The sequence below is a fragment of the Amycolatopsis sp. NPDC024027 genome (assembly GCF_040638975.1).
In the GTDB taxonomy this organism is placed as follows: Bacteria; Actinomycetota; Actinomycetes; order Mycobacteriales; family Pseudonocardiaceae; genus Amycolatopsis.
In genome coordinates this window covers 334,817-357,648 of the sequence record NZ_JBEZYY010000004.1, presented here as the reverse complement: position 1 = coordinate 357,648, position 22,832 = coordinate 334,817, and the positions used below count along the sequence as shown (strand labels likewise).

Genomic DNA, 22,832 nt, shown 5'->3' with positions numbered 1-22,832 from the left:
TGCAACCTTGCCCCTGGGGCAAGGTCAAGTGCGAGGATGGCCGGGTGCTCACCATCGGACAGCTCGCCGGGTACGTCGGGGTCACGGCCAAGACGATCCGCGTCTACCACGCGAAGGGCCTGCTCCCCGAGCCGGAGCGCGACAGTTCCGGGTACCGCCGGTACCGCGCGTCCGACGCGGTCGAGCTGATCAAGGTCCGCACGCTCGCCGAGGCCGGCGTCCCGCTGGCCCGCATCCGCGAACTCCGCTCCGGCGACGGGCTCGCCGCGGCGCTCCGGCGCATCGACGACGACCTGGCCGCCCGGATCGAGGCCCTGCAGGCCACCCGCTCCCGGCTGCGGCGCCTGGCTTCCGGCCGGTTGTCACCCCTGCCGGACGAGGTGGTGGCGTACCTCGCCCGGCTGCCGGGCCTCGGGTTCAGCGAGCGGTGGGTGACGCTGCAGAGCGACCTCTGGCTGCTGGTGTTCGCCACCCAGCCGGAAACGGCTCGCACGAACTTCCGGGACCAGTCGGCGATGCTCGACAACCCGGAACTGCTGTCCCTGGTCCTCGAGTACGACCAGGTGCACGACCTCGACCCCCACGACCCGCGCGTCGACGCACTGGCCGACCGGCTCGTTGCCGCGACCCGGGCCCGCTACGGCGCGGAACTGCCCGCGTACGAGCGGGGTTCGGCGATTCCGGCGCTGGTGCAGGGTGCGGTGAACGCGTCGTCCCCGGCCTGGCGACGGCTCGACGCCCTCCTGCGGGAACGCCTCAGGTGAGCGACGCCAGGTCCGCCGTCTTCAGCTGCTCCGCCGTCACCTTCGTGTGGCCGTCGACCAACGCCGAGAGCGCGTCGCCGTCGTCCCACATGTTCACGTTCATCGCCGCCGCCACTTCGCCCTCGCGCAGCCAAAACGCCGTGAACTCGCGGGAGGCCAGGTCGCCGCGGATCACCAGTTCGTCCGAGGCCGGGTCCGCCAGGCCGCGGTACTCGCAGCCCAGGTCGTACTGGTCGGTGAAGAAGTACGGCGAGGCCAGGAACGGCTCGTTGCCGCCCAGCAGGTTCTGCGCCACGTGCGCGCCCTGGTCCTTCGCGTTCGCCCAGTGCTCCACGCGGACGCGGCGCCCGAAGCGCGGGTGGAAGTGGGCCGCGATGTCGCCCACCGCGTAGACGTCCGGCGCCGATGTGCGCAGGCCCGCGTCCACGGCCACCCCGCCGTCGTCCGCCAGCTCCAGGCCCGCCGCGTGGGCCAGCTCCACCCTCGGGGCCGCGCCGACCGCGATCAGGACCACGTCCGCCGTCAGCTCTTCGCCGCCGGTCAACCGCACGCCGCGGACGCCGTCCGGGCCGCCCGTGATCTCCGCGACCTGCTCGCCCAAGCGGTAGTGCACGCCGTTCGAGACGTGCAGGTCCCGGAACACCCCGCCGACCGTCTCGCCGACCACGTTCGCCAGGGGCACCGGCACCGGGTCGACGACCGTCACCTCCGCGTCGTGCTTCCTGGCCGCCGCGGCCGCTTCGGAGCCGATCCAGCCGGCGCCGACGATCACCACGCGCTCGGCCGCGGCGAACGCCGAACGCAGCTTGAGCGCGTCGTCGAGGGTGCGCAGCGTGTACAGCCCGGGCAGGTCGCCGCCGGGCACCGGCAGCGGGCGCGGCCGGGAGCCGGTCGCCAGCACCAGCCGGTCGTAGCGGTGTTCGCCGCCCGCGTCGTCGAGCACCAGCCGGGCGCCGAGCTCGAGCCGGGTCGCCGTGACGCCGGCGCTGAAGCGGATGTCCTTCTCGGCGTAGAACTTCTCTTCGTGCACCCAGTCGGGCTCGTCGGCGTTGCCCAGCAGCACGCCCTTCGACAGCGGCGGCAGCTCGTACGGGCGGTGCGGATCCGAGCCCATCAGCAGGATTTCGCCGGTGTACCCGCGTTCGCGCACCGCGGCCGCCGCGGATGCCCCACCCAGGCCCGCACCGACGATGACGATCTTCCGCGGTTCCGACATCCAGACCTCCCGGGACGGCTCGTGCCCCGGGACGCTACTCCCGAACCGGCCGCGCCACGACCGGAGCTACGCCGAAAACCCGCGAAGCGCAAGACAAAACCCGCGAGTAGGCAGATCGGGTGAACCCGCGTCATAGCTCCGCCGGGGGCCGCTCCCACCCTCGCACGAAGCACGACCACGACAAGGGAAGCGGAGGGCGGCGACCATGAGTCGGGGCGAGTGGTCGATCGGCTGCCGAGATCTGGCCGGCAGGCGCAGGGACGTGACGGTGTTCGTCAGCAACGACAAGGTGGTGCTGGTCGCGCCGCCGGGCGAAGCGGCGGTACTCGGGCCGCTCGACGTCGGACGGCTGCGGGCCGCCCTGCGGGACGCGGTCGTCGCGACGGCCGACGAAGAAGAAAGCTAGCCGGGGGTCGACCCCGGCAATACTGACAACTACCGTTCCTACTTTGCAGTAGGTTAGAGTCCGTCCCGACTGAAGGGACCGGCCATGACGACCTACTTCGTGACGGGCGCGACGGGCTTCATCGGAAAACGCCTGGTCGCGCGGCTGCTGAAGCGGCCCGAGACGTCCGCGGTGTACGCGCTGGTGCGGGAGACCTCCCGCGAGCGCCTGGCCACCTCGGCGCGCGACTGGCCGGCCGCGGACAAGCTGCACCCGGTGCTCGGCGACCTCGCCGAACCCCGGCTCGGTGCCGACCCCGCCGATCTGCCCCACCTCGACCACGTCGTCCACCTCGGCGCGATCTACGACCTCACCGCCGGCGAGGACGCCAACCGGCACGCCAACGTCGAGGGCACCCGGCACCTGCTCGCCTTCGCCGCCGCGGCGCGGGCCGGGCTCGTGCACCACGTGTCGTCGATCGCCGTCGCCGGCGACCACGCCGGGCGGTTCACCGAGACCGACTTCGACCTCGGCCAGCGCTTCGGCTCGCCGTACCACGCGACGAAGTTCCAGGCCGAAAAGCTCGTCCGCGAGCAGTCGCTGCCCTTCCGCGTCTACCGGCCCTCGGCCGTCGTCGGCGACTCGCGCACCGGCGAGATGGACAAGGTCGACGGGCCCTACTACTTCCTCCCGGCGATTTCGCGGCTGGCCGCCCTGCCCCGGCGGCTCCCGCTGGCCGCACCCGACCTGGGCGCGACGAACCTGGTGCCGGTCGACTACGTCGTCGAGGCGATGGACTTCCTGATGCACCGGGACGCCCCCTCGGGGACGACCTACCACCTCGCCGCCGCGCGCCCGCAGCCGCTCAACTCCGTCTACAACGCCTTCGCGCGCGCCGCGGGCGGGCCGGTGATCCGGGCCGTGCTGCCCGCCGGGCCCTCGGGCGCGCTGCGGCGTGCGGGTGGCCGCCTGGCGCACGCGGCCGCGGCCGGGCTCGACCGCGTGCCGTGGGGGCGCTGCGGCGCCCGCGCGGCCGTCCTGGACGAGCTCGGCGTCCCCTTGGCCGTGCTGCCGCACCTGACCATGGACGTCGTCTTCGACACCGCACGCACCACGACAGCGCTGTTCGGCAGCGGCCTCGAGCTCCCCGAGCTGCGGGACTACGCGGCGCCGCTCTACCGGTACTGGCAGGCCCACCTCGACCCCGACCGCGCGCGCCGCACCCACGGCCTGGCCGGGCGGACGGTGCTGATCACCGGCGCGTCGTCCGGGATCGGCCGCGCGTCGGCGCTCGCCGTGGCCCGCAAGGGCGCGAAAGTGATCCTCGTGGCGCGCCGCGCTTCGGAGCTCGAAGAGGTGCGGGCGGAAATCCTCGCGGCCGGCGGCACCGCCGCGGCGTACCCGTGCGACCTCACCGACGGCGACGCCGTCGACGCGCTGGTCAAGGACGTGCTCGGCGACCACGGCGCGGTGGACGTGCTGGTGAACAACGCCGGCCGCTCGATCCGGCGCTCGGTCGCGCTGTCCACGCAGCGGTTCCACGACTTCGAGCGCACGATGGCGATCAACTACTTCGGCCCGGTCCGGCTGATCCTCGGCTTCCTGCCGTCGATGGCCGAGCGCCGGTTCGGCCACGTCGTCAACGTCACGACCCAGGGCCTGCAGACCGACACCCCGCGCTTTTCGGCCTACCTGGCGTCGAAGGCGGCCCTGGAGGAGTTCGGGCTGACGGCCGGGCGCGAGACGCTTTCGGACGGCGTCACGTTCACGTCGGTGCGGATGCCGCTGGTCCGGACGCCGATGATCGCGCCGACCGGCTACCGCGGGATCCCGTCCAGCAGCCCGGAACGCGCCGCGGCGCTGGTGGTGCGGGCGTGCGAGGAGCGGCCGGAGATCCTCAGCCTCCCCGAAGGCCGCGCCGCCGAACTGGCGACGCTCGCCGCGCCGAAGCTCGCCCGGTTCGCCGCGCACCTGGCCTACCGGGCGATGCCGGAGTCCGCACCCGAGGCACGCGGCCTTCCCCACCGGTCCGCCCCGGCATCGGTCGCCGCGGCGGTGACCCGGCTCATCTGGCGCCGCCGCGCCTGATACCCACGAACCCTGGTCTCCCCGGCCATGCCGGAGTCCGCGCCCGAGACAGGCGGCCTCCCCCGCGTCGATGCCCCGACTCATCTGGCGACACCGTGCCTGATTCCCGCGAATTCCGCCGAAACGGTGGCACGCGACCGACGGTACTTCTACCCTCGCGCGAGTCCCGTACACCCGTGCGGGCTTCAACTGGGGAGTTCGAAATGCCGGTATTCAGCGTAGACAGCTCAGGGCAACGCAGCGCCGCGACCGACAAGACGGCCGTGATCGGCACCGCGCGGCGCACCCTCGGGTGAGTCCGGCCGGGGCCGGGCACGTGCCCGGCCCCGGTTCGGGGCCTTCGCGGGCGGTTTCCGCCGCACCCGGTGCCGCGAATGACTCATTCGCGGCGCCGGAGGTCCCGAATGAGTCATTCGCGACCTTCCGGCGGGCATCCGGGTGCGGTCCGCCGGGTGCGGTGGACCGGCCGCTACCATCGCTTCCCGGGGTGTGATCAGGAGCGGAAGGCGGGCGGGGCGTGGCCGTGGCGAGTCCTGCGCACATCGCCACGACGCCGGCGCCCGGCAGGCAGCGCCGGCCGCTGCTGCGCTGGAGCGTCCACGCCGGCTGGGTGCTGCTGCTCGCGCTGGCCACCGAACTCCGCGTCGGCCGCTTCGGCTTCCACCCCTCCGACCAGGGCTTCATCCTCGCCCAGGCGTGGCGCGTGCTGCACGGCGAAGTCCCGCACGCCGACATCATCTCCGCCCGCCCGCTGGGGTCCGCGGTGCTGCACGTCGCCGACTTCGCGCTGCCGATGCCGCTGTTCTTCGGCTCCAGCTTCCTGTCCATGATCGAGATCATCGTGGCCACGATCGCGTTCGCCACGCTGGTCACGCGGCGCCGGGTGCTCGACTGGGGCCCCGGGATGACGGCGCTGGTCGCGGCCGCGTCGCTGATCAACCTCAACGCGTTCCCGCTGATGGCGTGGCACACCGTGGACGGCATCGCGCTCACCGCGTGCGGCGCGTGGGCCCTCGACGCGGGGCTGGGCAGCGGCCGCGCGCTCGCCCGCCGCGGCGGGCTGGTGCTGCTCGGCTGCGCGGCGTTCGTCAAGCAGAGCTTCGCGCTGGCCGCCGTGATCGGCGTGCTGTGGCTGCTGCTGCACCCGGCCACGCGGGCGGGGGCGCTGCGCACGGCGAGCTGGTGGCGCCGGCTGGTCCTCGACCTCCTCGCGCTCGGCGCGCCCGGGCTGGCGTACGTGGCGTGGGTGAGCCTCGGCGGCGGCTTCGCGGAGATGGTCGAGCAGCTCACCGGCGGCGTGCCCGCCTACGGCGAGCGGCTGCTCGGGCTGTGGCTCGACGACCCGGAGGTGCTGACCAGGGCACCCGTGCGGGAGCTGACCTTCTTCGCCGCGATCGCCGTCGTGCTCCTGGCCGTCCGGCTGCCGGGTGACCGGCTGGGCGTGGCCGGGCGGATCGCGTCCTGGGTGCTGGTGCTGGCGGGCGCCGCGGCGGTGGTCTGGACCGTCGTCGACGGCCGGTTCACCGGCTCCTCGCGCTGGGCGGACGTCCTGTGGTGGATCGTCGCGGTCAGCGTGCCGGTGAACGCGGCCGTGCGGCGGAAGGTGCCCTGGGCCGGCCTGCTCGTGCTCGCCACCGGGTTCATGACCAGCCTGTCCTGGGGCAACGACACCCCGACGCTGCTCACCGGCACCCTGGCCCTGACGGCGTTGCTGCTGCTGGGCCACCTGGTCCCGCCCCGCCCGCGGCCGGGCTGGACCCGGGCGGTGACGGCGACGGCCGGGTGTGTGGCGGTGGCGGTCTGCGGGTGGGTCGTCGTCGCCCGCCACGACCAGGCCGCGTACCTCGACCTCGGGCACGACCGGCTGACCGAAGACCTCGGGGCGGTCACCCCGGCGATGGCCGGCATCCGCACCAACCCCTCGACCTTCACCTTCGTCCGGCAGATCCGCGACTGCCTGGACCGCTTCCCGGCCGCGCGGACGGCGATCCTGCCGGACAGCCCGTTCGCCTACCCCGCGTTCGGCCTGCGCAACCCGTTCCCCCTCGAATGGCCGCTGCCGCTGGAGATCGTCGGCACCGCGCCCGAGCGCATGCTCGCGAGGGCGGACGAGCTGAACCGCGAAGGCGGCTACCTGGTCCTGTTCGAGACGGACTCGATCCGGATGCTCGCGACGGGCGGCCCGGTACCGGAGTCGATCCCGCCCGACACACCGGTGTTCGACTACCTCGGCCTGGAAAAGGCGATCCAGGCCCGGCTCACCGGCCGGGCCGTGACCTGCGGCAGCTTCGTCGGCAAGTACGCCCCCTGACTCAGGAAGCCTGCTCGCGGCCCCGCATCAGGTCGAACATCGCCCGGGGGACCTCGCCGTCCCCGAACAAGCTCTCGAGCAGGACCGCTTCGTCGACCGGGTTCGCGCTGCGGGTGAACATGGCCGCCTCGTACTCGGCGAGCGCCGCCTCGACATCGCCGGGGTGCGCGGCGAAGGCCTGGCCGAGTTCGGCGCCGTCGAGCATGGCCAGGTTCGCGCCTTCACCGTTCGGCGCCGTGAGGTGGGCGGCGTCGCCGACGAGGGTCGCGCCCGGCACGCGGTCCCAGCGGAGCCCGATCGGGAGGGCGTGGTACGGCCGCAGGACCGGGGCGGTGTCGGCGGCGGTGATCAGCGCGGTCAGCTCCGGGGCCCAGCCGTCGAACTCCGCCGCGATCCGTGCCGCGGCCGCGGCGGGATCGGTGAAGTCGATGGCGGCGAACCAATCGAGCGGGCGGGTGAGCGCCACGTAGGCGTGCAGGGTGTCACCGCTCTCCCGGTGCGCGTTGATCGCCTCGTCCGGTGTTCCGCCGTTGGCGGCCATGGAGCCGCCGCCGACCGCGGCCGCGGTGGCCGGGTGCCGGGTGTCGGCGTCGAACAGGTAGGTCTCGACGCACGCCTCGCCGACGTACTCGGGAGTGGCGCCGGTGAGCAGGGGCCGGATCTTCGACCAGGCACCGTCGGCGCCGACCAGGAGGTCCGTGCCGACGGTGCTCCCGTCGGCGAAGGCGACCTCGTGGCGGCCGTCGCCGAGGGTGCGGGCCGCGGTGACCTTCCGTCCCCAGTGGACAGTGCCGTCCGGGAGCGCGTCGAGCAGCATCCGCCGCAGGTCCGCGCGCAGCACCTCCGGGCGGCCGCCGGAGCCGTCGTCGGGCTTCTCGAACAGGAGGCTGCCGTTGCGGTCGAGGATCCGCATCGCCTGGCGGCCCTCGAGGACCAGGCCGCGGAACTCGGCCGTGAGCCCGGCCGCCTCGACGGCGAGCTGCCCGTTGTAGTCGTGGATGTCGAGCATCCCGCCCTGCATCCGGGCCGTCGGGGAGGACTCGGCTTCGTAGACCTCGGCCGGGATGCCGTGGACGTGCAGGACGCGGGCGAGGGTGAGGCCGCCGAGGCCGGCGCCGATGATCGTGACGTGCATGGGTGCTCCTTCGGGGTCGGTGTGACACCCCGAAGGCTGGCGAAGATCACTGGCGCGGACCGCACACGGAGCTGGCACGCCGCTGGCAGCCGCTGTCAGTCGGCCAGCAGGTCGTCCGGGCTGCCGCTCGCCAGCCCCGCCAGGACGCCGAGTGCCGAGGCGAGCGTCTCCACCGGTGGGGCCGACACCGCGATCCGGACCGCGTTCGGCGCGTGGCCCGGCAGGACCGCGAACGCCGCCGCCGGGGACAGGGCGATCCCCCGGCGGGCCGCCGCCGCGACGAACGTCTCCGCCCGCCACTGGTCCGGCAGCTCCCACCAGCGGTGGTACGACGCCGGATCGCCGCGCAGGCCCGGCAGCTTCGCCGCCACCACCGATGCCCGCGCGGCCGCGTCACGGCGTTTCGCCGCCTCGATCTCCGCCAGGGCGCCCGTCACGATCCACTGCGTCGCCGCCTCGACGGCGAAGCGCGACGCGGCCCAGGCCCCCGAGCGCACCGACGACGCCAGCCGGGCCGTCCACGCCGGGGGCGGCACCAAAAACCCCGCCGTCAGGCCCGGTGCGACCCGCTTGGACAGGCTGTCGACGAACACCGTGCGCTCCGGCGCGTACGCGGCGAACGGACGTACCTCGTTGCGCAGGAACGTGTAGATGCCGTCCTCGATCACCGGCAGGTCCAGGCGGCCCACGACGTCGGCGAGCTCGGCGCGGCGCTGCGGCGGCATCGTCGTGCCGAGCGGGTTGTGCAGCGTCGGCTGGACGTAGAGCGCGCGGACCGGCCCGGCCGCGGCGAGCGCCGCCGGCACCAGCCCGGACTCGTCGGTTTCGATCGGCACGAGTTCCACGCCGAGGCGCGACGCGAGGGCCTTCACCACCGGGTACGTCAGCGACTCCACGGCGAGCCGCTCCCCCACCGGCACGAACGCGGCGATCGAGGCCGCCAGGGCCTGCCTGCCGTTGCCGGTGAACAGCAGCGCTGCCGGGTCCGGGCGCCAGTCGCCGCGGGCGAGCAGGCCGGCCACCGCCTCCCGGGCCACCGGGGTGCCGGCGGCGCCGATCGGGTGCAGGGCCGCGGTCAGGACGTCGGCGCGCAGCAGCGGTTCGAGCGCGCGGGCCAGCCGCGCCGACTCCTCCGGCAGGACGGCGAAGTTGAGCTCGAGGTCGACGCGGGCGCCACCGGGTTCGGCGAGCGCGGGTTCGGGCGGTGGCTTCGCCGCGCGGACGAACGTGCCGCGCCCGACCTCGCCGACGGCCAGGCCACGCCGGACGAGCTCGCCGTAGACGCGCGCGGCGGTGGAGCCGGCGATGCCGCGCTGCCGTGCGAAGCGGCGCTGGGGCGGGAGCCGGTCGCCGGGGCGGAGGCGGCCCGCCTCGATGTCGGCGGCGAGGGCGTCCGCGACGACGCGGTAGTCGTCCATGATCCCCTTCCCGCCGGAAACGCTCCCGGCGAGCATGATCCCACCCGGGCTAGATTGAGGGTGGAGGTGCCATGACCGACCAGATCTGGACCGAAGTCGACGACTACCTCGCCGGCGCGCTGCTCGCCCCCGACCCGGTGCTCGACGCCGCATCGGCCGATGCCGACGCCGCCGGGCTGCCGCACATCGCCGTCGCGCCCAACCAGGGCAAGCTGCTCCACCTGCTGGCCCGGCTCGCCGGGGCGCGCACGATCCTGGAGATCGGCACGCTCGGCGGGTACAGCACCGTCTGGCTCGCCCGCGCGCTGCCGGCCGGCGGCAAGCTCGTGACCTGCGAGTACGAGCCGAAGCACGCCGAGGTCGCGCGGGCCAACCTGGCGCGGGCGGGCTTCGGCGAGGACGTCGTGGACATCCGCGTCGGCGCCGCGCTCGACACGCTGCCGACGCTGACCGGGCCGTTCGACTTCGTGTTCATCGACGCCGACAAGGTCAACCTCGCCAACTACGTGCGCGCCTCGCTGGCGCTGGCGCGGCCGGGCACGGCGATCGTCGTCGACAACGTCGTCCGGCAGGGCCGGGTGGCCGACGCGAGCAGCGACGACCCGAACGTCCGCGGCGCGCGCGAGATGTTCGACCTGCTGGCCACCGAGGACCGGATCGACGCGACCGCGGTCCAGACCGTCGGCGGCAAGGGGTACGACGGGTTCGTGCTCGCCCTGGTCCGCTGACTCACCGCGCGGGCCGCGCGCTGCCCGGCAGCGGCCGGGCCGGCAGTCCCCGGTGCGCGCCCGTCATGAACGCGCGCCAGATGTCGGCCGGGACGACGTCACCGGTCAGCTTCCGGCCGCTCGCGTCCTTCAGCCGCCGCTCGTCGTCGGAGCCGACCCAGACCGCCGTCACCAGCTGCGGGGTGTAGCCGACGGCCCAGGCGTCCTGGTTGTCGGGGCTGTTGCCGTGCTCGGCCTCGCCGGTGCGCAGCGCGGCCGGGCGGCCGCCGGGCAGCACCGAGCCCAGCGTGCCGGTGACCTCCGCGGCGACGCGGCGGCTCGCGTCGCCGTCGCCGAACGCCGGGCGCGCGGTGTCCGGGCTTTCCCAGACGACCGAGCCGCTTCCGTCACGCACCTTCGCGACCAGGTGCGGAGCAGCGCGCCGGCCATCGGCGGCGAAGGTCCCGTAGGCGCCCGCGACGTCCAGCGGCCGCAGCGGGTACCGGCCGATGACGATGCCCGCCCCGATCAGGAAGCCGTCCTTTTCGCGCAGGGTCGGGACACCGTCGACGGCCTCCGGGATGCCGGCCTGCCGCGCGGCTTCGCTCAGCGCGTCCGGGCCGAGCTTCTTCGCCAGCGCGATGAACGGGCCGTCGGCGTGCGCCGCCATCGCCGAACGCGGGGTGCACTTCGGGCCGCAGACGTCCGGGTACTGGAAGTTCTCGCCGAGGAACTCCACCTTCGACGGCGACGGGATCGGCCGGTCCGGGCCGTAGCCGTGGTCCAGCGCCGCGGCGAGCGTGAACGGGTGGAACGCCGTGCCGAGCGCGTGCGGGCTGCCCGCGTAGTCGCGGACACCCTGGTCACCGCCGTAGTAGGCGCGCACGGCCCCGTTCGCCGGGTCGATCGCGACGACGGCCCCGCGGAACTCCTTCGGCTCGCCGTCCAGCCTCTCGCGCAGGGCTTTCTTCGCCGCGTCCTGCCGGCTGCGGTCCAGCGTCGTCTCGACGGTCATGTTCCCCTGCTGGAGCCGGCCGAGCGGGAAGCCGTCGCGCTCCAGCTCGGCGAGGACCTGCTGCTTGACGTGGAACTCGTCGTAGGTGACGCGGCCGGCGCGGGTCTCCGACGGCGGCTGGATCTCGCCGCCGGGGTAGGCCATCGCTTCGCCGTCCTTGACGTACCCCCGGCTCACGAGCTTGTCGCGCACGTACTGCCAGCGCCGGGCGGCGTGGAGGTCGCCCGAGGCGGCGGGGTCGTGGACCGACGGCGACTGGATCATCCCGGCGAGGAAGGCGGCTTCGCTCCAGGTGATCGAGCCGTCGAGCTTCTTGCCGAAGTAGGCGTTCATCGCCGCCGCGGGGCCGAACGTGCCGCGGCCGAAGGAGATGATGTTGACGTAGCTCTCGAAGATCTGTTCCTTGCCCTGTTCCTGGGTGATCTTCGTGGCCAGCACGAGCTCGGCGAACTTGCGCCCGAGCGTCGCGTCGTCCTCGCCGGTGGACTTCTTGATGTACTGCTGGGTGATCCCGGACCCGCCGCCGACGCCGGTGAGGAACGCGCGGCCGATGCCGGTCGGGTCGAACCCCTGGTTGTCCCAGAAGGTCGGGTCCTCGGTGGCGATGATGGCGTCGCGCAGCTTCGCGGGCACCTGCGTGTAGGGGACGAAACTCCGGTCGCCGTCGGCCGGGATCACCTTGAGCAGCTCGGACCCGTCCGCGTACTTCAAGACGACGGTCTTGCCGAGCCCGGCCAGGACGTCCTGGGGGCTGCGGACGTCGAGCACGAGGTAGGCGACCCAGAAGGCGATCAGCGGGCCGCCGACGAGGACGCCGAACGTCCAGCCGGCGATCCGCCGGACGCGGCGCCATCTCCGCCCGCGAGGGGTGTCCGGCTTCGCGGTGGTTTCGGGGTCTTCCTCCGTCGACAAGGTCACGAACGGATGACGGCCGGACGGGTGACAAAGTTCTGGGACAACCCGGCCGAGGTTGTTCGAATCCTGTGAAGCTCAGGAAAGGAAGGCGCGCAGCAGCGAGGCCGTGCCTTCGATGTGCTCCGCCATCGCCCGGCGCGCGGCGGCCGCGTCGCCGGCGAGGATCGCGTCCACGATCGCCTCGTGCTGGGCGTTCGAGTGCTCGAGGTTGGGCGGGAGCAGTGGAATCCGGTCGAGCAGCTGGTTGACGCGGGTCCGGGCGTCGGCCATCGCCGTGGTCAGCGAGCCGGACGCGGTCACCTCGGCGATGGCCAGGTGCAGCCGGGAGTCCTTGCGGCGGTAGTCGCCGAGGTCCGCGCCGGCGGCCTCGGCGAGGGTGCCGGTGAGGTGCTGCCGGTCGGCCGGGCTCAGCGACCGCGCGGCGGCCATCTCGGCGGCGCCGGTCTCGAGGACGTAGCGGAGGCTCAGCGCGTCTTCCAGCGAAACGGTGTCGACCGTCCCGCCGGGCTCGGGCGGGGCGGGCAGGGTGTCGTGCACGAACGTGCCGCCGTAGCGGCCCCGCCGTGACTCCACGTAACCGGCGTCGGAGAGCGCCCGGATGGCCTCGCGCAACGTGACGCGGCTGACGCCGAGCCGTTCGGCGAGTTCGCGTTCGGACGGGAGCCGCTCCCCCGCGCCGACCACGCCCAGCCGGATCGCCTGCAGCAGCCGCTCGACGGTCTCCTCGAAAGCGTTGCCGGTGCGGACCGGCCGGAACAGCGCTTCGCCGGCATTCACCACCGAGGTCGACTCCATCCCGCGAGTCTAGGCGCCGTGCGGAAGCGGCGGTCACACTGTGTTCTTGCCGGCCGTTCGCGCCGGTGTTCGCCGCGCGGAAAACCGGTGGATCCGGACGGCCACGGTGAGCGACGATGGAGCGACCGACACCGAACATCGACGCAGGGGGCGATCCGGTGCACTTTCTGATGGCCGAGGACCTGGTCCACGAACGGGAGAACGAGTTGCGCCACGGCGTGCGCAACCGCCCACCCGGCCGCGCGACACCCCGCCGACGAGCGGGGACGAAGAGACAGCAGTTCGGCTGGACGCTCGTGGAGGTGGGGCTGAAGCTGGCGGTGGAGCCGGAGGACGGGCCGGAGTGAGGGCGCGCCGGCCGCCGCGAGCGGTCAGCACTCGATGACGTTCACCGCCAGGCCGCCGCGGGCCGTCTCCTTGTACTTCACGCTCATGTCCGCGCCCGTCTCGCGCATGGTCTTGATCGCCTTGTCCAGCGTCACCACGTGACTGCCGTCGCCGCGCATGGCCATGCGGGCCGCGTGGATCGCCTTCGAGGCGCCCACCGCGTTGCGCTCGATGCACGGGATCTGGACCAGGCCGCCCACCGGGTCGCACGTCAGGCCGAGGTGGTGCTCCACGCCGATCTCGGCCGCGTTCTCCACCTGGGCCGGGCTGCCGCCCAGCACCTCCGTGAGGCCCGCCGCCGCCATCGCCGAGGCCGAACCGACTTCGCCCTGGCAGCCGACCTCGGCGCCGGAGATCGAGCCCGTCTGCTTGAGGATGGAGCCGATCGCGCCCGCCGTGAGCATGAACTTGACGATGCCGTCGTCGGTCGAGTGCCGGATGAAGCGCTGGTAGTAGTGCAGCACGGCCGGGATGATCCCGGCGGCGCCGTTGGTCGGCGCGGTGACCACGCGGCCGCCCGCGGCGTTCTCTTCGTTGACCGCGAGGGCGTACAGGCTGACCCAGTCCATCGCGTACAGCGGGTCGTCCAAGCCGTCCTCGGCCAGCAGCTTCTCGTGCAGCGCCTTCGCGCGGCGTGGCACCTTCAGGCCGCCCGGCAGGACACCTTCGTGCGTGCAGCCGTTGCGGACGCACTCCGCCATGACCGCCCAGATCGCCAGCAGCCCGTCCCGGACTTCCTCGCGCGTGCGCCAGGACAGCTCGTTCGCCAGCATGATCTCGCTGATCGGCAGCCCGGTCGACGCGCAGTGCCCGAGCAGGTCCGCGCCCGTGCGGAACGGGTACGGCACCGGTGTCGAGTCCTCGACGAACACCGCGTCCGTCTCGTAGGACTCGTCGCGGACGAAGCCGCCGCCGACCGAGTAGTACGTCCGCTCGCGCAGCAGCTCACCGGCCGCGTCGAACGCGCGGAAGACCATGCCGTTCGGGTGCGCGGGCAACGACTTGCGCCGGTGCATCGTGAGGTCGGTGTCCTCGTCGAACGCGATCTCGTGCGTCCCGGCCAAAAGCAGCCGGCCGGACTCGCGGATCTCCGTGACGCGCACCGGCACGGTGTCGGTGTCGATCTCTTCGGGACGCTCGCCCGAGAGCCCGAGCAGGACGGCTTTGTCACTGCCGTGGCCGAAGCCGGTCGCGCCGAGCGAGCCGAACAGCTCGGCCTGGACGCGCGCGGTGCGGTCCAGGTCGGCGCCGAGTCCGTCCACAAAGGTCAGTGCCGCCCGCATCGGCCCGACGGTGTGGGAGCTCGACGGGCCGATGCCGATGGAAAACAGGTCGAAGACGCTGATCGCCATTGATCCGCCCCTTCCTATCGGGCCAGCAGGGAGCTGGCTTCTTGCGCGGCCGGGCCCTGGTCGGCGAGGTGCCGCAGGTTCTCCGGCAGCTCCTCCCCACGGTAACCCTTGGTCTGCGCGTAGAGCCGTCCCGCGCGGTACGAAGAGCGCACCAGCGGCCCGGCCATGACACCGGCGAAGCCCATCGCTTCCGCGGCGCGAGAGTGCTCCACGAACTCCTCCGGCTTGACCCACCGGTCCACCGGGTGATGCCGCGGCGACGGACGCAGGTACTGCGTGATCGTCAGGATCTCGCACCCGGCGTCGACCAGGTCCTGCATCGCCGGAGCGACCTCGTCCGGCGTCTCACCCATGCCCAGGATCAGGTTCGACTTCGTCACCAGACCCGCTTCACGTGCGGCAGTGATGACCTCGAGGGATCGCGCATAGCGGAAACCGGGACGGATCCGCTTGAAGATCCGCGGCACTGTCTCCACATTGTGCGCCAACACCTCCGGCCGCGAACCGAACACCTCAGCCAGCTGCGCCGGGTCGGCGTTGAAATCCGGGATCAGCAACTCGACACCCGTACCCGGGTTCAGGTCGTGAATCTGCCGCACGGTCTCCGCGTACAGCCAGGCACCACCGTCTTCCAGGTCATCCCGGGCAACGCCGGTGACCGTCGAATACCGCAAACCCATCGCCTGCACCGACTCCGCGACCTTCCGCGGCTCAGTACGATCCAGCTCCGCAGGCTTCCCGGTATCGATCTGACAGAAATCACACCGCCGCGTGCACTGGTCCCCGCCGATCAGGAACGTCGCTTCGCGGTCTTCCCAGCACTCGTAGATGTTGGGACAACCGGCCTCTTCACAGACGGTGTGGAGACCTTCGCGGCGAACCAGACCCTTGAGCTCGGTGAACTCCGGCCCCATCCGCACCCGCGTCTTGATCCACGGCGGCTTCTTCTCGATCGGCGTCTCACTGTTGCGAACCTCGAGACGCAGCAGCTTCCGGCCCTCGGGCAGCGCGCTCATCGCGCGAGGTCCGCGTACAGCGGGTGCTTCTTCGCCAGCGTCTCGACGCGGTCGCGGAGCTTCGACCGCACGGCGTCGTCGAAGTCCGGCTTCAGCGCTTCCGCGATGACGTCGGCGACCTCGGCGAAGTCGTCCGCCTGGAAACCGCGGGTGGCCAGCGCCGGCGTGCCGATCCGCAGGCCCGACGTGATCATCGGCGGGCGCGGGTCGAACGGGACGGCGTTGCGGTTGACCGTGATGCCGACCTCGTGCAGCCGGTCCTCGGCCTGCTGGCCGTCGAGCGCGGACCGGACCAGGTCGACCAGCACCAGGTGGACGTCGGTGCCGCCGGTCAGCACCCGTACGCCCGCCGAAGCGCAGTCCTCCTGCGACAGCCGGGACGCCAGGATCCGCGAGCCCTCCAGGGTGCGCTGCTGGCGCTCCTTGAACTCCTCGCTCGCGGCGATCTTCAGCGCGACGGCCTTGGCCGCGATGACGTGTTCCAGCGGGCCGCCCTGCTGGCCCGGGAACACCGCCGAGTTGATCTTCTTCGCCAGCTCCTGGCGGCACAGGATCAAACCGCCGCGCGGGCCGCCGAGGGTCTTGTGCGTGGTCGTGGTGACGATGTCGGCGTGCGGCACCGGCGACGGGTGCAGCCCGGCCGCGACCAGCCCGGCGAAGTGCGCCATGTCCACCATGAGACGCGCGTCGACGAGGTCGGCGATGCGGCGGAACTCGGCGAAGTCGAGCTGACGCGGGTACGCGGACCAGCCGGCGATGATCAGCTTCGGCCGGTGCTCGACGGCGAGGCGCTCGATCTCGGCCAGGTCGACGATCCCGGTCTCTTTGTCGACGTGGTAGGCGACGACGTTGTAAAGCTTGCCCGAGAAATTGATCTTCATCCCGTGCGTCAGGTGCCCGCCGTGGGCCAGGTCGAGGCCGAGGATCGTGTCGCCCGGCTTGAGCACGGCGAACATCGCGGCCGCGTTGGCCTGCGCGCCCGAGTGCGGCTGGACGTTGGCGTGCTCGGCGCCGAAGAGCGCCTTGGCGCGGTCGATGGCGAGCTGCTCGACGACGTCGACGTGCTCGCAGCCGCCGTAGTAGCGGCGGCCGGGGTAGCCCTCGGCGTACTTGTTGGTCAGCACCGAACCCTGCGCCTCGAGCACGCCCACCGGGGCGAAGTTCTCGGAGGCGATCATCTCCAGGGTGGACTGCTGACGGGTCAGCTCGTCCGCGACCGCCGCGGCGACCTCGGGGTCGACGTCGGCGAGGTGAGCGTCGAAAGTCGTCATCAGTTCTCCTGGGTGAGCTGGGCGTACGCGGCCGCGTCGAGCAGGTCCGGCACGTCCCCGGTCAGACGCACCTTCAGGAGCCATCCTTCGGTGTACGGGTCGGAGTTGATGACCTCGGGGGTGTCCGATGTGGTGCCGTTCACCTCGACGACCTCGCCGGAGACCGGCGCGTACAGCTCGCTGACCGACTTGGTCGACTCGACCTCGCCGAAGACCTCGCCCGCGGTGATGTTCGAGCCGGCCTCGGGCAGCTGGACGAACACGATGTCACCGAGCGATTCGGCGGCGAAGGCGGTGATGCCGACGGTGGCGACACCGTCCTCGACGGACAGCCACTCGTGTTCCTTGGTGTACTTCAGGTTCTCGGGGATGCTCACAGCTGGCAGTCCTTTACGCGCGGGAGTAGAAGGGCAGGGCGACGACCTCGACGGGCTCGATCCTGCCCCGGATGTCGACGGAGAGCTCGGTGCCGGGCTCGGCGTACGCCCGATCGACGTACGCCATGGCGATCGGGTAACCCAGCGTCGGCGACAGCGCGCCGCTGGTGACCTCGCCGATTTCGGTGCCGTCGGCCAGCACCGCGTAACCGTGGCGGGGAGCGCGGCGACCGGCGCCCTTCAGCCCCACCCGCACGCGCGGAACGTCCGCCTTGGCCCGCTCCTCCAGGGCCGCGCGACCGACGAAGTCACCCGGCTTCTCGAACTTGACGACACGGCCGAGGCCGGCTTCGAACGGGCTCTGCCCGACGGTGAGTTCGTTGCCGTACAACGGCATCCCGGCTTCGAGCCGCAGCGTGTCGCGGCAGGCGAGGCCGGCCGGGACCAGGCCGTGGGGCTCGCCGGCCTCCAGCAGCAGCCGCCACAGCGCCGGTGCCTCGTCGGCGTCGACGAACAGCTCGAAGCCGTCTTCGCCGGTGTAGCCGGTACGGGCCAGCAAGACGTCGTGGCCCTTCACCGACGCCGGGACGCTGGCGTAGTACTTCAGCGCGTCCAGGTCGGCGTCGGTCACGGCGCCCAGAATCTCGACGGCCTTCGGGCCCTGGACGGCGATCAGCGCGGTCGTCTCGGACCGGTCGTCCACGACCGCGTCGAAGCCCGCGACCCGCTCTTGCAGCGCGTCCGCGACGACCTGCGCGTTGCCCGCGTTCGCGACGACCAGGTAGTGCTCGTCGGCCAGCCGGTAGACGACCAGGTCGTCGAGCACGCCGCCCTCGGCGTTGCAGATCATCGTGTACCGCGCCCGGCCCGGCTTGACCCCGGTCAGGTTGCCGACCAGCGCGAAGTCCAGGACGTCGGCCGCCTGCTTGCCGGTGACGTGGATTTCGGCCATGTGCGACAGGTCGAACAGCCCGGCCGCCTCGCGGACGGCCTTGTGCTCGGCCAGCTCGCTGGCGTAGCGGACCGGCATGGACCAGCCGGCGAAGTCGGTGAACAGCGCACCGAGTCCCTTGTGGACTCCGTGCAGGGAAGTTTCGCGAGACACTTGGGCTCAGCCTTCGTAAGCGTTGAGGGGCGGGCAGGAGCACACGAGGTTACGGTCGCCGCGGGCGCCGTCGATGCGACGCACCGGGGGCCAGTACTTGTTCTTCCGCGAAACACCCGCCGGGTACACGGCAAGCTCGCGGTCGTAGCGCTTGTCCCACTCGCCGACCAGCGTTTCGGCGGTGTGCGGGGCACCCCGCAACGGCGACTCCTCGGCGCTCCACTTGCCGTTCGCGACCTCGTCGATCTCCCCGCGGATGGCGATCATCGCGGCGATGAAGCGGTCGATCTCGCCCAGGTCCTCGGACTCGGTCGGCTCGACCATCAGCGTGCCCGCCACCGGGAACGACATCGTCGGCGCGTGGAAGCCGTAGTCGATGAGCCGCTTGGCGACGTCGTCGACCGTCACGCCGGTCTCCTTGGTGATCTGGCGCAGGTCGAGGATGCACTCGTGCGCGACCAGGCCGTCCTGGCCCGTGTAGAGCACCGGGTAGTGCGGCGCCAGGCGCGAGGCGACGTAGTTCGCGGCCAGCACGGCGACCTTGGTGGCCGCGGTCAGGCCGGGCGCGCCCATCATCCGGACGTAGGCCCAGGAGATCGGCAGGATCGACGCCGAGCCGTAGGGCGCGCCGCTGATCGGGCCGACGCCGGTTTCCGGGCCGGCGGCGTCGAGCAGCGGGTGGTTCGGCAGGTAGGGCGCGAGGTGCGCGCGCACCGCGACCGGGCCGACGCCCGGGCCGCCACCGCCGTGCGGGATGCAGAAGGTCTTGTGCAGGTTCAGGTGCGAGACGTCGCCGCCGAACTCGCCCGGCTTGGCCAGCCCGAGCAGGGCGTTGAGGTTCGCGCCGTCGACGTACACCTGGCCGCCGCCGTCGTGGACGATCTTGGCCAGCTCGTCGATGTCGTGCTCGTACACGCCGTGCGTCGACGGGTAGGTGACCATGATCGCGGCGAGCGTGTCCTGGTGCGCGTCCACCTTGGCCCGCAGGTCGGCCAGGTCGACGTTGCCCTCGTCGGTGCACTTCACGACGACCACGCGCATGCCGGCGAGCACCGCGGAAGCGGCGTTCGTGCCGTGCGCGGACGACGGGATCAGGCAGACGTCCCGGGCTTCGTCGCCGTTCGCGCGGTGGTAGGCGCGGATCGCGAGGAGGCCGGCGAGCTCGCCCTGGCTGCCCGCGTTCGGCTGGAGCGACACCTGGTCGTAGCCGGTGACCTCGGCCAGCCACTCGGCCAGCTGGGCGACCAGCGTGTGGTAGCCGGCAGCGTCCTCGGCCGGGGCGAAGGGGTGGATGCCCGCGAACTCCCGCCAGCTGATCGGCTCCATCTCGGTGGTGGCGTTGAGCTTCATCGTGCAGGAGCCGAGCGGGATCATGCCGCGGTCGAGCGCGTAGTCCTGGTCGGCCAGGCGACGCAGGTAACGCAGCATCGCCGTCTCCGAGCGGTGGGTGCCGAAGACCTCGTGCCCCATGAAGCCGCTCTCGCGGGCCAGGCCGCTGGGCAGGGCGACGCCGTCTTGGACGTCCCCGCCGACCCCGAACGCGCGCAGGACCTTCGCCGTGATCGCGGGGGTGCTGACCTCGTCGAAGGCGACCCGGACGTGGTCGGCGTCGACGTGCCCGAGGTTGATCCCGGCCTCGCGAGCGGCCGCGTGGACCTCGGCGGCCCGGCCCGGGACGCGCGCGACGACGGTGTCGAAGAAGGACTCGTGCACGATCTCGACGCCGGTCTTGCGGAGGGCGTCGGCGAAGCCCGCGGCGAGGCCGTGGACGCGCTGGGCGATCTTCTTCAGGCCGTCCGGACCGTGGTAGACCGCGTACATCGCGGCCAGCACGGCCGGGAGGACCTGCGCGGTGCAGATGTTGGACGTCGCCTTCTCGCGGCGGATGTGCTGCTCCCGCGTCTGCAGCGCGAGCCGGTAGGCGGAGTTGCCGTCGGCGTCGACCGAGACGCCGACCAGGCGCCCGGGCAGCGAACGCTCGAGGCCGGCGCGGACCGACATGTACCCGGCGTGCGGGCCGCCGTAGCCGAGCGGGACGCCGAAGCGCTGGGTCGAGCCGGCGGCGACGTCGGCGCCGAACTCGCCGGGCGCGGTGACCAGGGTGAGCGCGAGGAGGTCGGCGGCGACGGTGAACAGCGCGCCCGCGGCCTTCGCCGACTCGGAAATCGCGTGGTAGAAGCCGCGGCCGCGCAGCACGCCGGACGCGCCCGGGTACTGGACGACGACGCCGAAGAACTCCTCCGGCAGGCCGGTGAGCAGGTCGCGGACCTCGACCTCGATGCCCAGCGCTTCGACGCGGGTGCGCACGACGGCGATGGTCTGCGGCAGGCACTCGGCGTCGAGGACGACCTTGTTCGACTTGGCCTTCGACGCGCGGCGCATCAGCGTGACGGCTTCGGCGACGGCGGTCGACTCGTCCAGCAGCGAGGCGTTCGCGGTGGCCAGGCCGGTCAGGTCGGCGACCATGGTCTGGAAGTTGAGGAGGGCTTCGAGGCGGCCCTGGGAGATTTCCGGCTGGTAGGGCGTGTACGCGGTGTACCAGGCCGGGTTCTCCAGGACGTTGCGGCGGATCACGCCGGGGGTGACGGTGTCGGAGTAGCCCAGGCCGATCATCTGCGTCATCGGCCGGTTGCGCGCGGCGAGGGCGCGCAGCTCCGCGGTGGCCTCCTCTTCGGACGCGGCGGGCGGGAGCCGCAGGTCACGGGTGGCGCGGATGGCGCTCGGGACGGCGGCACCGACGAGGGCGTCCAGGCTGCCGTAGCCGCACTCGGCCAGCATCTTCGCGCGTTCGGCCTCGGACGGGCCGATGTGGCGGGCGTCGAACTGCGTAGACGTGATGGGGAGCTCCTCGGGCCGGGCACCGGGCAGAACGGTGCGCTGGGAACTCCCCCTCTGTCATGGCACCTGAGAGTTTCACCGTGCTGCTTTCGAGGACACAGCACGGCTTTCACCTTGGGTGAGGCGCGGGTGCGCCTGCTTTCCAGAGTGGCCTCGCACGAAGCGGTAGCAGGTACCTGAGAGATTCCGGGGAGTTTGCTCCTTCGGTGCCCCACCGACTTCGTGAGGGCTCTCCCGCCTCGGCTCGACGGCCCGATCTGCAGTTGTGGCGGCTACGGTACCCGGCGCTTCCCGCGGGCGTCTACTTCATCCGGCCAACACCACAGTGATCCTCGACCCCGCTTCGACCGCCGCCTCGGTGCAGTGAATGACTCATTCCTCGCGCCGGAGGTCAGGAATGAGTCATTCACTGCGTCCCGGCGATCCGGCGGACCACCCGGCCGGCCAGCGCGGGCGGGCGGCGGACCCGGCCCGAGGGCAGGACCAGGCGTTTCAGCGGGCCGCCGAGCGGCACCGGGGGCAGGCCCGCGCCCAGCAGGACCTGCTCGACGAGCTGCTCGGCGTGCCACGCCACCGAGTCGTTGAGCCGGTCCAGCGAGGGGCGGTCGCCGTCGAAGACGTCCTCATCGGCCAGGGTGACCTCGAAGTACGCGCAGCCCGGCGGGACCGCAATCGCCTCTTCGATCGCGCGGGCGCCTTCTTCAGGGTCGTCGAACCCCGCTTCGAGCAGCGGCTCGCGGTAGATACGCGCCGCGCGGGCGCGCATGCGGGGGCCGTAGCGGACCACCACCGGGAGCCGTCCGGTCAGGTCCGGCACGGCCAGTCCGTGCAGCAGCATGATCGGCGGCACCGAGTGCACCAGCCGCGGCGCGGGCTCGGCCAGCTCGCGGGCGGTGATCCGGACGCGGTCGGCCATCGCGTCCGGGAGGCCGAAGTAGCGGAAGTCGACGTTGCCGAACCCGAGGCCGTCGGCGACCAGGGACGCCAGCAGCTCGCCGTACCCCCAGATCGGCGACAGCACGACCACCGGCGGCGCGGTGACGACCGGCGACGGCACGGGCGGCCGGGTCGCCTCCTGCTCGGGCACCTGGATGACCAGCCGCGGCGGCTCGTGCCAGTCGTGCACCTCGGCGACCCGCCAGTACAGCCCGAGCGGCCGCCACAGCTCGCCGAGGACGTCGTGCTCGAGGATCCGCCGCACCTCGGCGTCGGAGTACGGGAAGTCCCGCGGCGGCACGATCCCGACGTAGTGGTGGTAGGTGACGCGGACCTCGTCGCCGCGGGTGGCCGAGCGGATCCGCATCTCCCAGTCGATCGGCGACGCCGCGATCGCGTTCGCCACCTGCGTGCCGGGCGAGGAGTAGACGAGCGCGGTGGCCTGCCGGAGGAACTGCCCGGCCCGGTCGATGCCCTCCCGCAGGGCCTTCGCCGCCTGCGCGACGTGCACCGGCGAAGCGAGCGACTCGGGCAGGACGCCGGCGACGCGCAGGAGCTCTGCTTCGGTCAGGCCGGTGACCTCGGCGAGCTGAGCCCAGTGGTCGAACACCGTCACCTTCGGCGCGTGCCGGTGCTCGATCCAGCTGCGCAGCGTCGACGTCGGGACGCCGATGCGCCGCGCGGCCTCGTCCAGGGAGAGACCGCGGGAGCGGATGCCGGCCCGGACCGCTTCCGCCCACTCGTCGGCGCGCCAGTGCGTCACCTCACAAAACTAACGAAACCCGCTAGCTTTGCGCAGGG

18 protein-coding genes and 1 riboswitch are annotated in these 22,832 nt (G+C 72.5%); of the genes, 6 read left to right on the top strand and 12 right to left on the bottom strand.

Annotated features, from left to right (window positions below):
- Nucleotides 1-44: 44 nt before the first annotated feature.
- The gene (locus AB0F52_RS13560) at nucleotides 45-764 is read left to right on the top strand and encodes a MerR family transcriptional regulator (protein ID WP_360169156.1); all 720 of its coding nucleotides are present in this window, start codon (nucleotides 45-47) and stop codon (nucleotides 762-764) included.
- Here the strand turns inward: AB0F52_RS13560 and AB0F52_RS13555 are convergent.
- Nucleotides 757-1,980: an FAD-dependent oxidoreductase gene (locus AB0F52_RS13555; protein WP_360169153.1), complete on the bottom strand. Its 1,224-nt coding sequence runs from the start codon at nucleotides 1,978-1,980 to the stop codon at nucleotides 757-759. The genes AB0F52_RS13560 and AB0F52_RS13555 overlap by 8 nt on opposite strands.
- Nucleotides 1,981-2,185: 205 nt before the next feature.
- Between AB0F52_RS13555 and AB0F52_RS13550 the strand changes: the two genes are divergently transcribed.
- The 3 genes from AB0F52_RS13550 to AB0F52_RS13540 all read left to right on the top strand — a co-directional run bounded on the left by AB0F52_RS13550 (nucleotide 2,186) and on the right by AB0F52_RS13540 (nucleotide 6,764).
- Nucleotides 2,186-2,386 (top strand): hypothetical protein, encoded by a 201-nt coding sequence (locus AB0F52_RS13550; RefSeq protein ID WP_013223722.1) that lies wholly within the window; start codon nucleotides 2,186-2,188, stop codon nucleotides 2,384-2,386.
- Between the two features lie 84 nt (nucleotides 2,387-2,470).
- Nucleotides 2,471-4,453, top strand: coding sequence for an SDR family oxidoreductase (locus AB0F52_RS13545; protein WP_360169150.1), 1,983 nt, complete (start codon nucleotides 2,471-2,473; stop codon nucleotides 4,451-4,453).
- A 517-nt stretch (nucleotides 4,454-4,970) separates the two neighbouring features.
- Nucleotides 4,971-6,764, top strand: a complete 1,794-nt coding sequence (locus AB0F52_RS13540; protein WP_360169147.1) for a hypothetical protein — start codon at nucleotides 4,971-4,973, stop codon at nucleotides 6,762-6,764.
- A 1-nt stretch (nucleotide 6,765) separates the two neighbouring features.
- Here the strand turns inward: AB0F52_RS13540 and AB0F52_RS13535 are convergent, their stop codons facing one another.
- Nucleotides 6,766-7,899, bottom strand: coding sequence for an NAD(P)/FAD-dependent oxidoreductase (locus AB0F52_RS13535; protein WP_360169144.1), 1,134 nt, complete (start codon nucleotides 7,897-7,899; stop codon nucleotides 6,766-6,768).
- Nucleotides 7,900-7,994: 95 nt separating this feature from the next.
- A complete protein-coding gene (locus AB0F52_RS13530; RefSeq protein ID WP_360169597.1) occupies nucleotides 7,995-9,317 on the bottom strand; it encodes a PLP-dependent aminotransferase family protein in 1,323 nt (440 codons plus the stop codon).
- Between the two features lie 71 nt (nucleotides 9,318-9,388).
- Here AB0F52_RS13530 and AB0F52_RS13525 point away from each other — a divergent pair, with 71 nt between their 5' ends.
- A complete protein-coding gene (locus AB0F52_RS13525) occupies nucleotides 9,389-10,045 on the top strand; it encodes an O-methyltransferase (protein ID WP_103337405.1) in 657 nt (218 codons plus the stop codon).
- A gap of 1 nt (nucleotide 10,046) precedes the next feature.
- Here AB0F52_RS13525 and AB0F52_RS13520 read toward each other — a convergent pair whose 3' ends face one another.
- Together AB0F52_RS13520 and AB0F52_RS13515 are read right to left on the bottom strand one after the other, a co-directional pair.
- Complete coding sequence (locus AB0F52_RS13520; protein ID WP_360169141.1) at nucleotides 10,047-11,957, bottom strand: transglycosylase domain-containing protein; 1,911 nt, start codon at nucleotides 11,955-11,957, stop codon at nucleotides 10,047-10,049.
- Nucleotides 11,958-12,029: 72 nt separating this feature from the next.
- Nucleotides 12,030-12,749, bottom strand: coding sequence for an FCD domain-containing protein (locus tag AB0F52_RS13515; RefSeq protein ID WP_360169138.1), 720 nt, complete (start codon nucleotides 12,747-12,749; stop codon nucleotides 12,030-12,032).
- A 116-nt stretch (nucleotides 12,750-12,865) separates the two neighbouring features.
- Here AB0F52_RS13515 and AB0F52_RS13510 point away from each other — a divergent pair, with 116 nt between their 5' ends.
- Nucleotides 12,866-13,096: a hypothetical protein gene (locus AB0F52_RS13510; RefSeq protein WP_360169135.1), complete on the top strand. Its 231-nt coding sequence runs from the start codon at nucleotides 12,866-12,868 to the stop codon at nucleotides 13,094-13,096.
- A gap of 24 nt (nucleotides 13,097-13,120) precedes the next feature.
- Here the strand turns inward: AB0F52_RS13510 and AB0F52_RS13505 are convergent, their stop codons facing one another.
- From AB0F52_RS13505 to AB0F52_RS13475, 7 genes are all read right to left on the bottom strand, one after another.
- The gene (locus AB0F52_RS13505) at nucleotides 13,121-14,488 is read right to left on the bottom strand and encodes an L-serine ammonia-lyase (protein WP_360169132.1); all 1,368 of its coding nucleotides are present in this window, start codon (nucleotides 14,486-14,488) and stop codon (nucleotides 13,121-13,123) included.
- Nucleotides 14,489-14,502: 14 nt separating this feature from the next.
- Nucleotides 14,503-15,504, bottom strand: a complete 1,002-nt coding sequence (gene lipA / locus AB0F52_RS13500) for a lipoyl synthase (protein WP_360169129.1) — start codon at nucleotides 15,502-15,504, stop codon at nucleotides 14,503-14,505.
- Nucleotides 15,501-16,775 (bottom strand): serine hydroxymethyltransferase, encoded by a 1,275-nt coding sequence (gene glyA, locus AB0F52_RS13495; RefSeq protein WP_360169126.1) that lies wholly within the window; start codon nucleotides 16,773-16,775, stop codon nucleotides 15,501-15,503. Before glyA ends, lipA begins: the two co-directional genes overlap by 4 nt.
- Nucleotides 16,775-17,152 (bottom strand): glycine cleavage system protein GcvH, encoded by a 378-nt coding sequence (gene gcvH / locus AB0F52_RS13490; protein WP_360169123.1) that lies wholly within the window; start codon nucleotides 17,150-17,152, stop codon nucleotides 16,775-16,777. The genes glyA and gcvH overlap by 1 nt, the downstream gene beginning before the upstream one ends.
- 13 nt (nucleotides 17,153-17,165) lie before the next feature.
- Nucleotides 17,166-18,257: a glycine cleavage system aminomethyltransferase GcvT gene (gene gcvT / locus AB0F52_RS13485; protein WP_360169120.1), complete on the bottom strand. Its 1,092-nt coding sequence runs from the start codon at nucleotides 18,255-18,257 to the stop codon at nucleotides 17,166-17,168.
- A gap of 6 nt (nucleotides 18,258-18,263) precedes the next feature.
- Nucleotides 18,264-21,095, bottom strand: coding sequence for an aminomethyl-transferring glycine dehydrogenase (gene gcvP / locus AB0F52_RS13480; RefSeq protein ID WP_360169594.1), 2,832 nt, complete (start codon nucleotides 21,093-21,095; stop codon nucleotides 18,264-18,266).
- Between the two features lie 153 nt (nucleotides 21,096-21,248).
- Nucleotides 21,249-21,342: riboswitch (glycine riboswitch) on the bottom strand.
- Nucleotides 21,343-21,501: 159 nt separating this feature from the next.
- Nucleotides 21,502-22,794 (bottom strand): helix-turn-helix transcriptional regulator, encoded by a 1,293-nt coding sequence (locus tag AB0F52_RS13475; protein ID WP_360169117.1) that lies wholly within the window; start codon nucleotides 22,792-22,794, stop codon nucleotides 21,502-21,504.
- Nucleotides 22,795-22,832 lie beyond the last annotated feature (38 nt).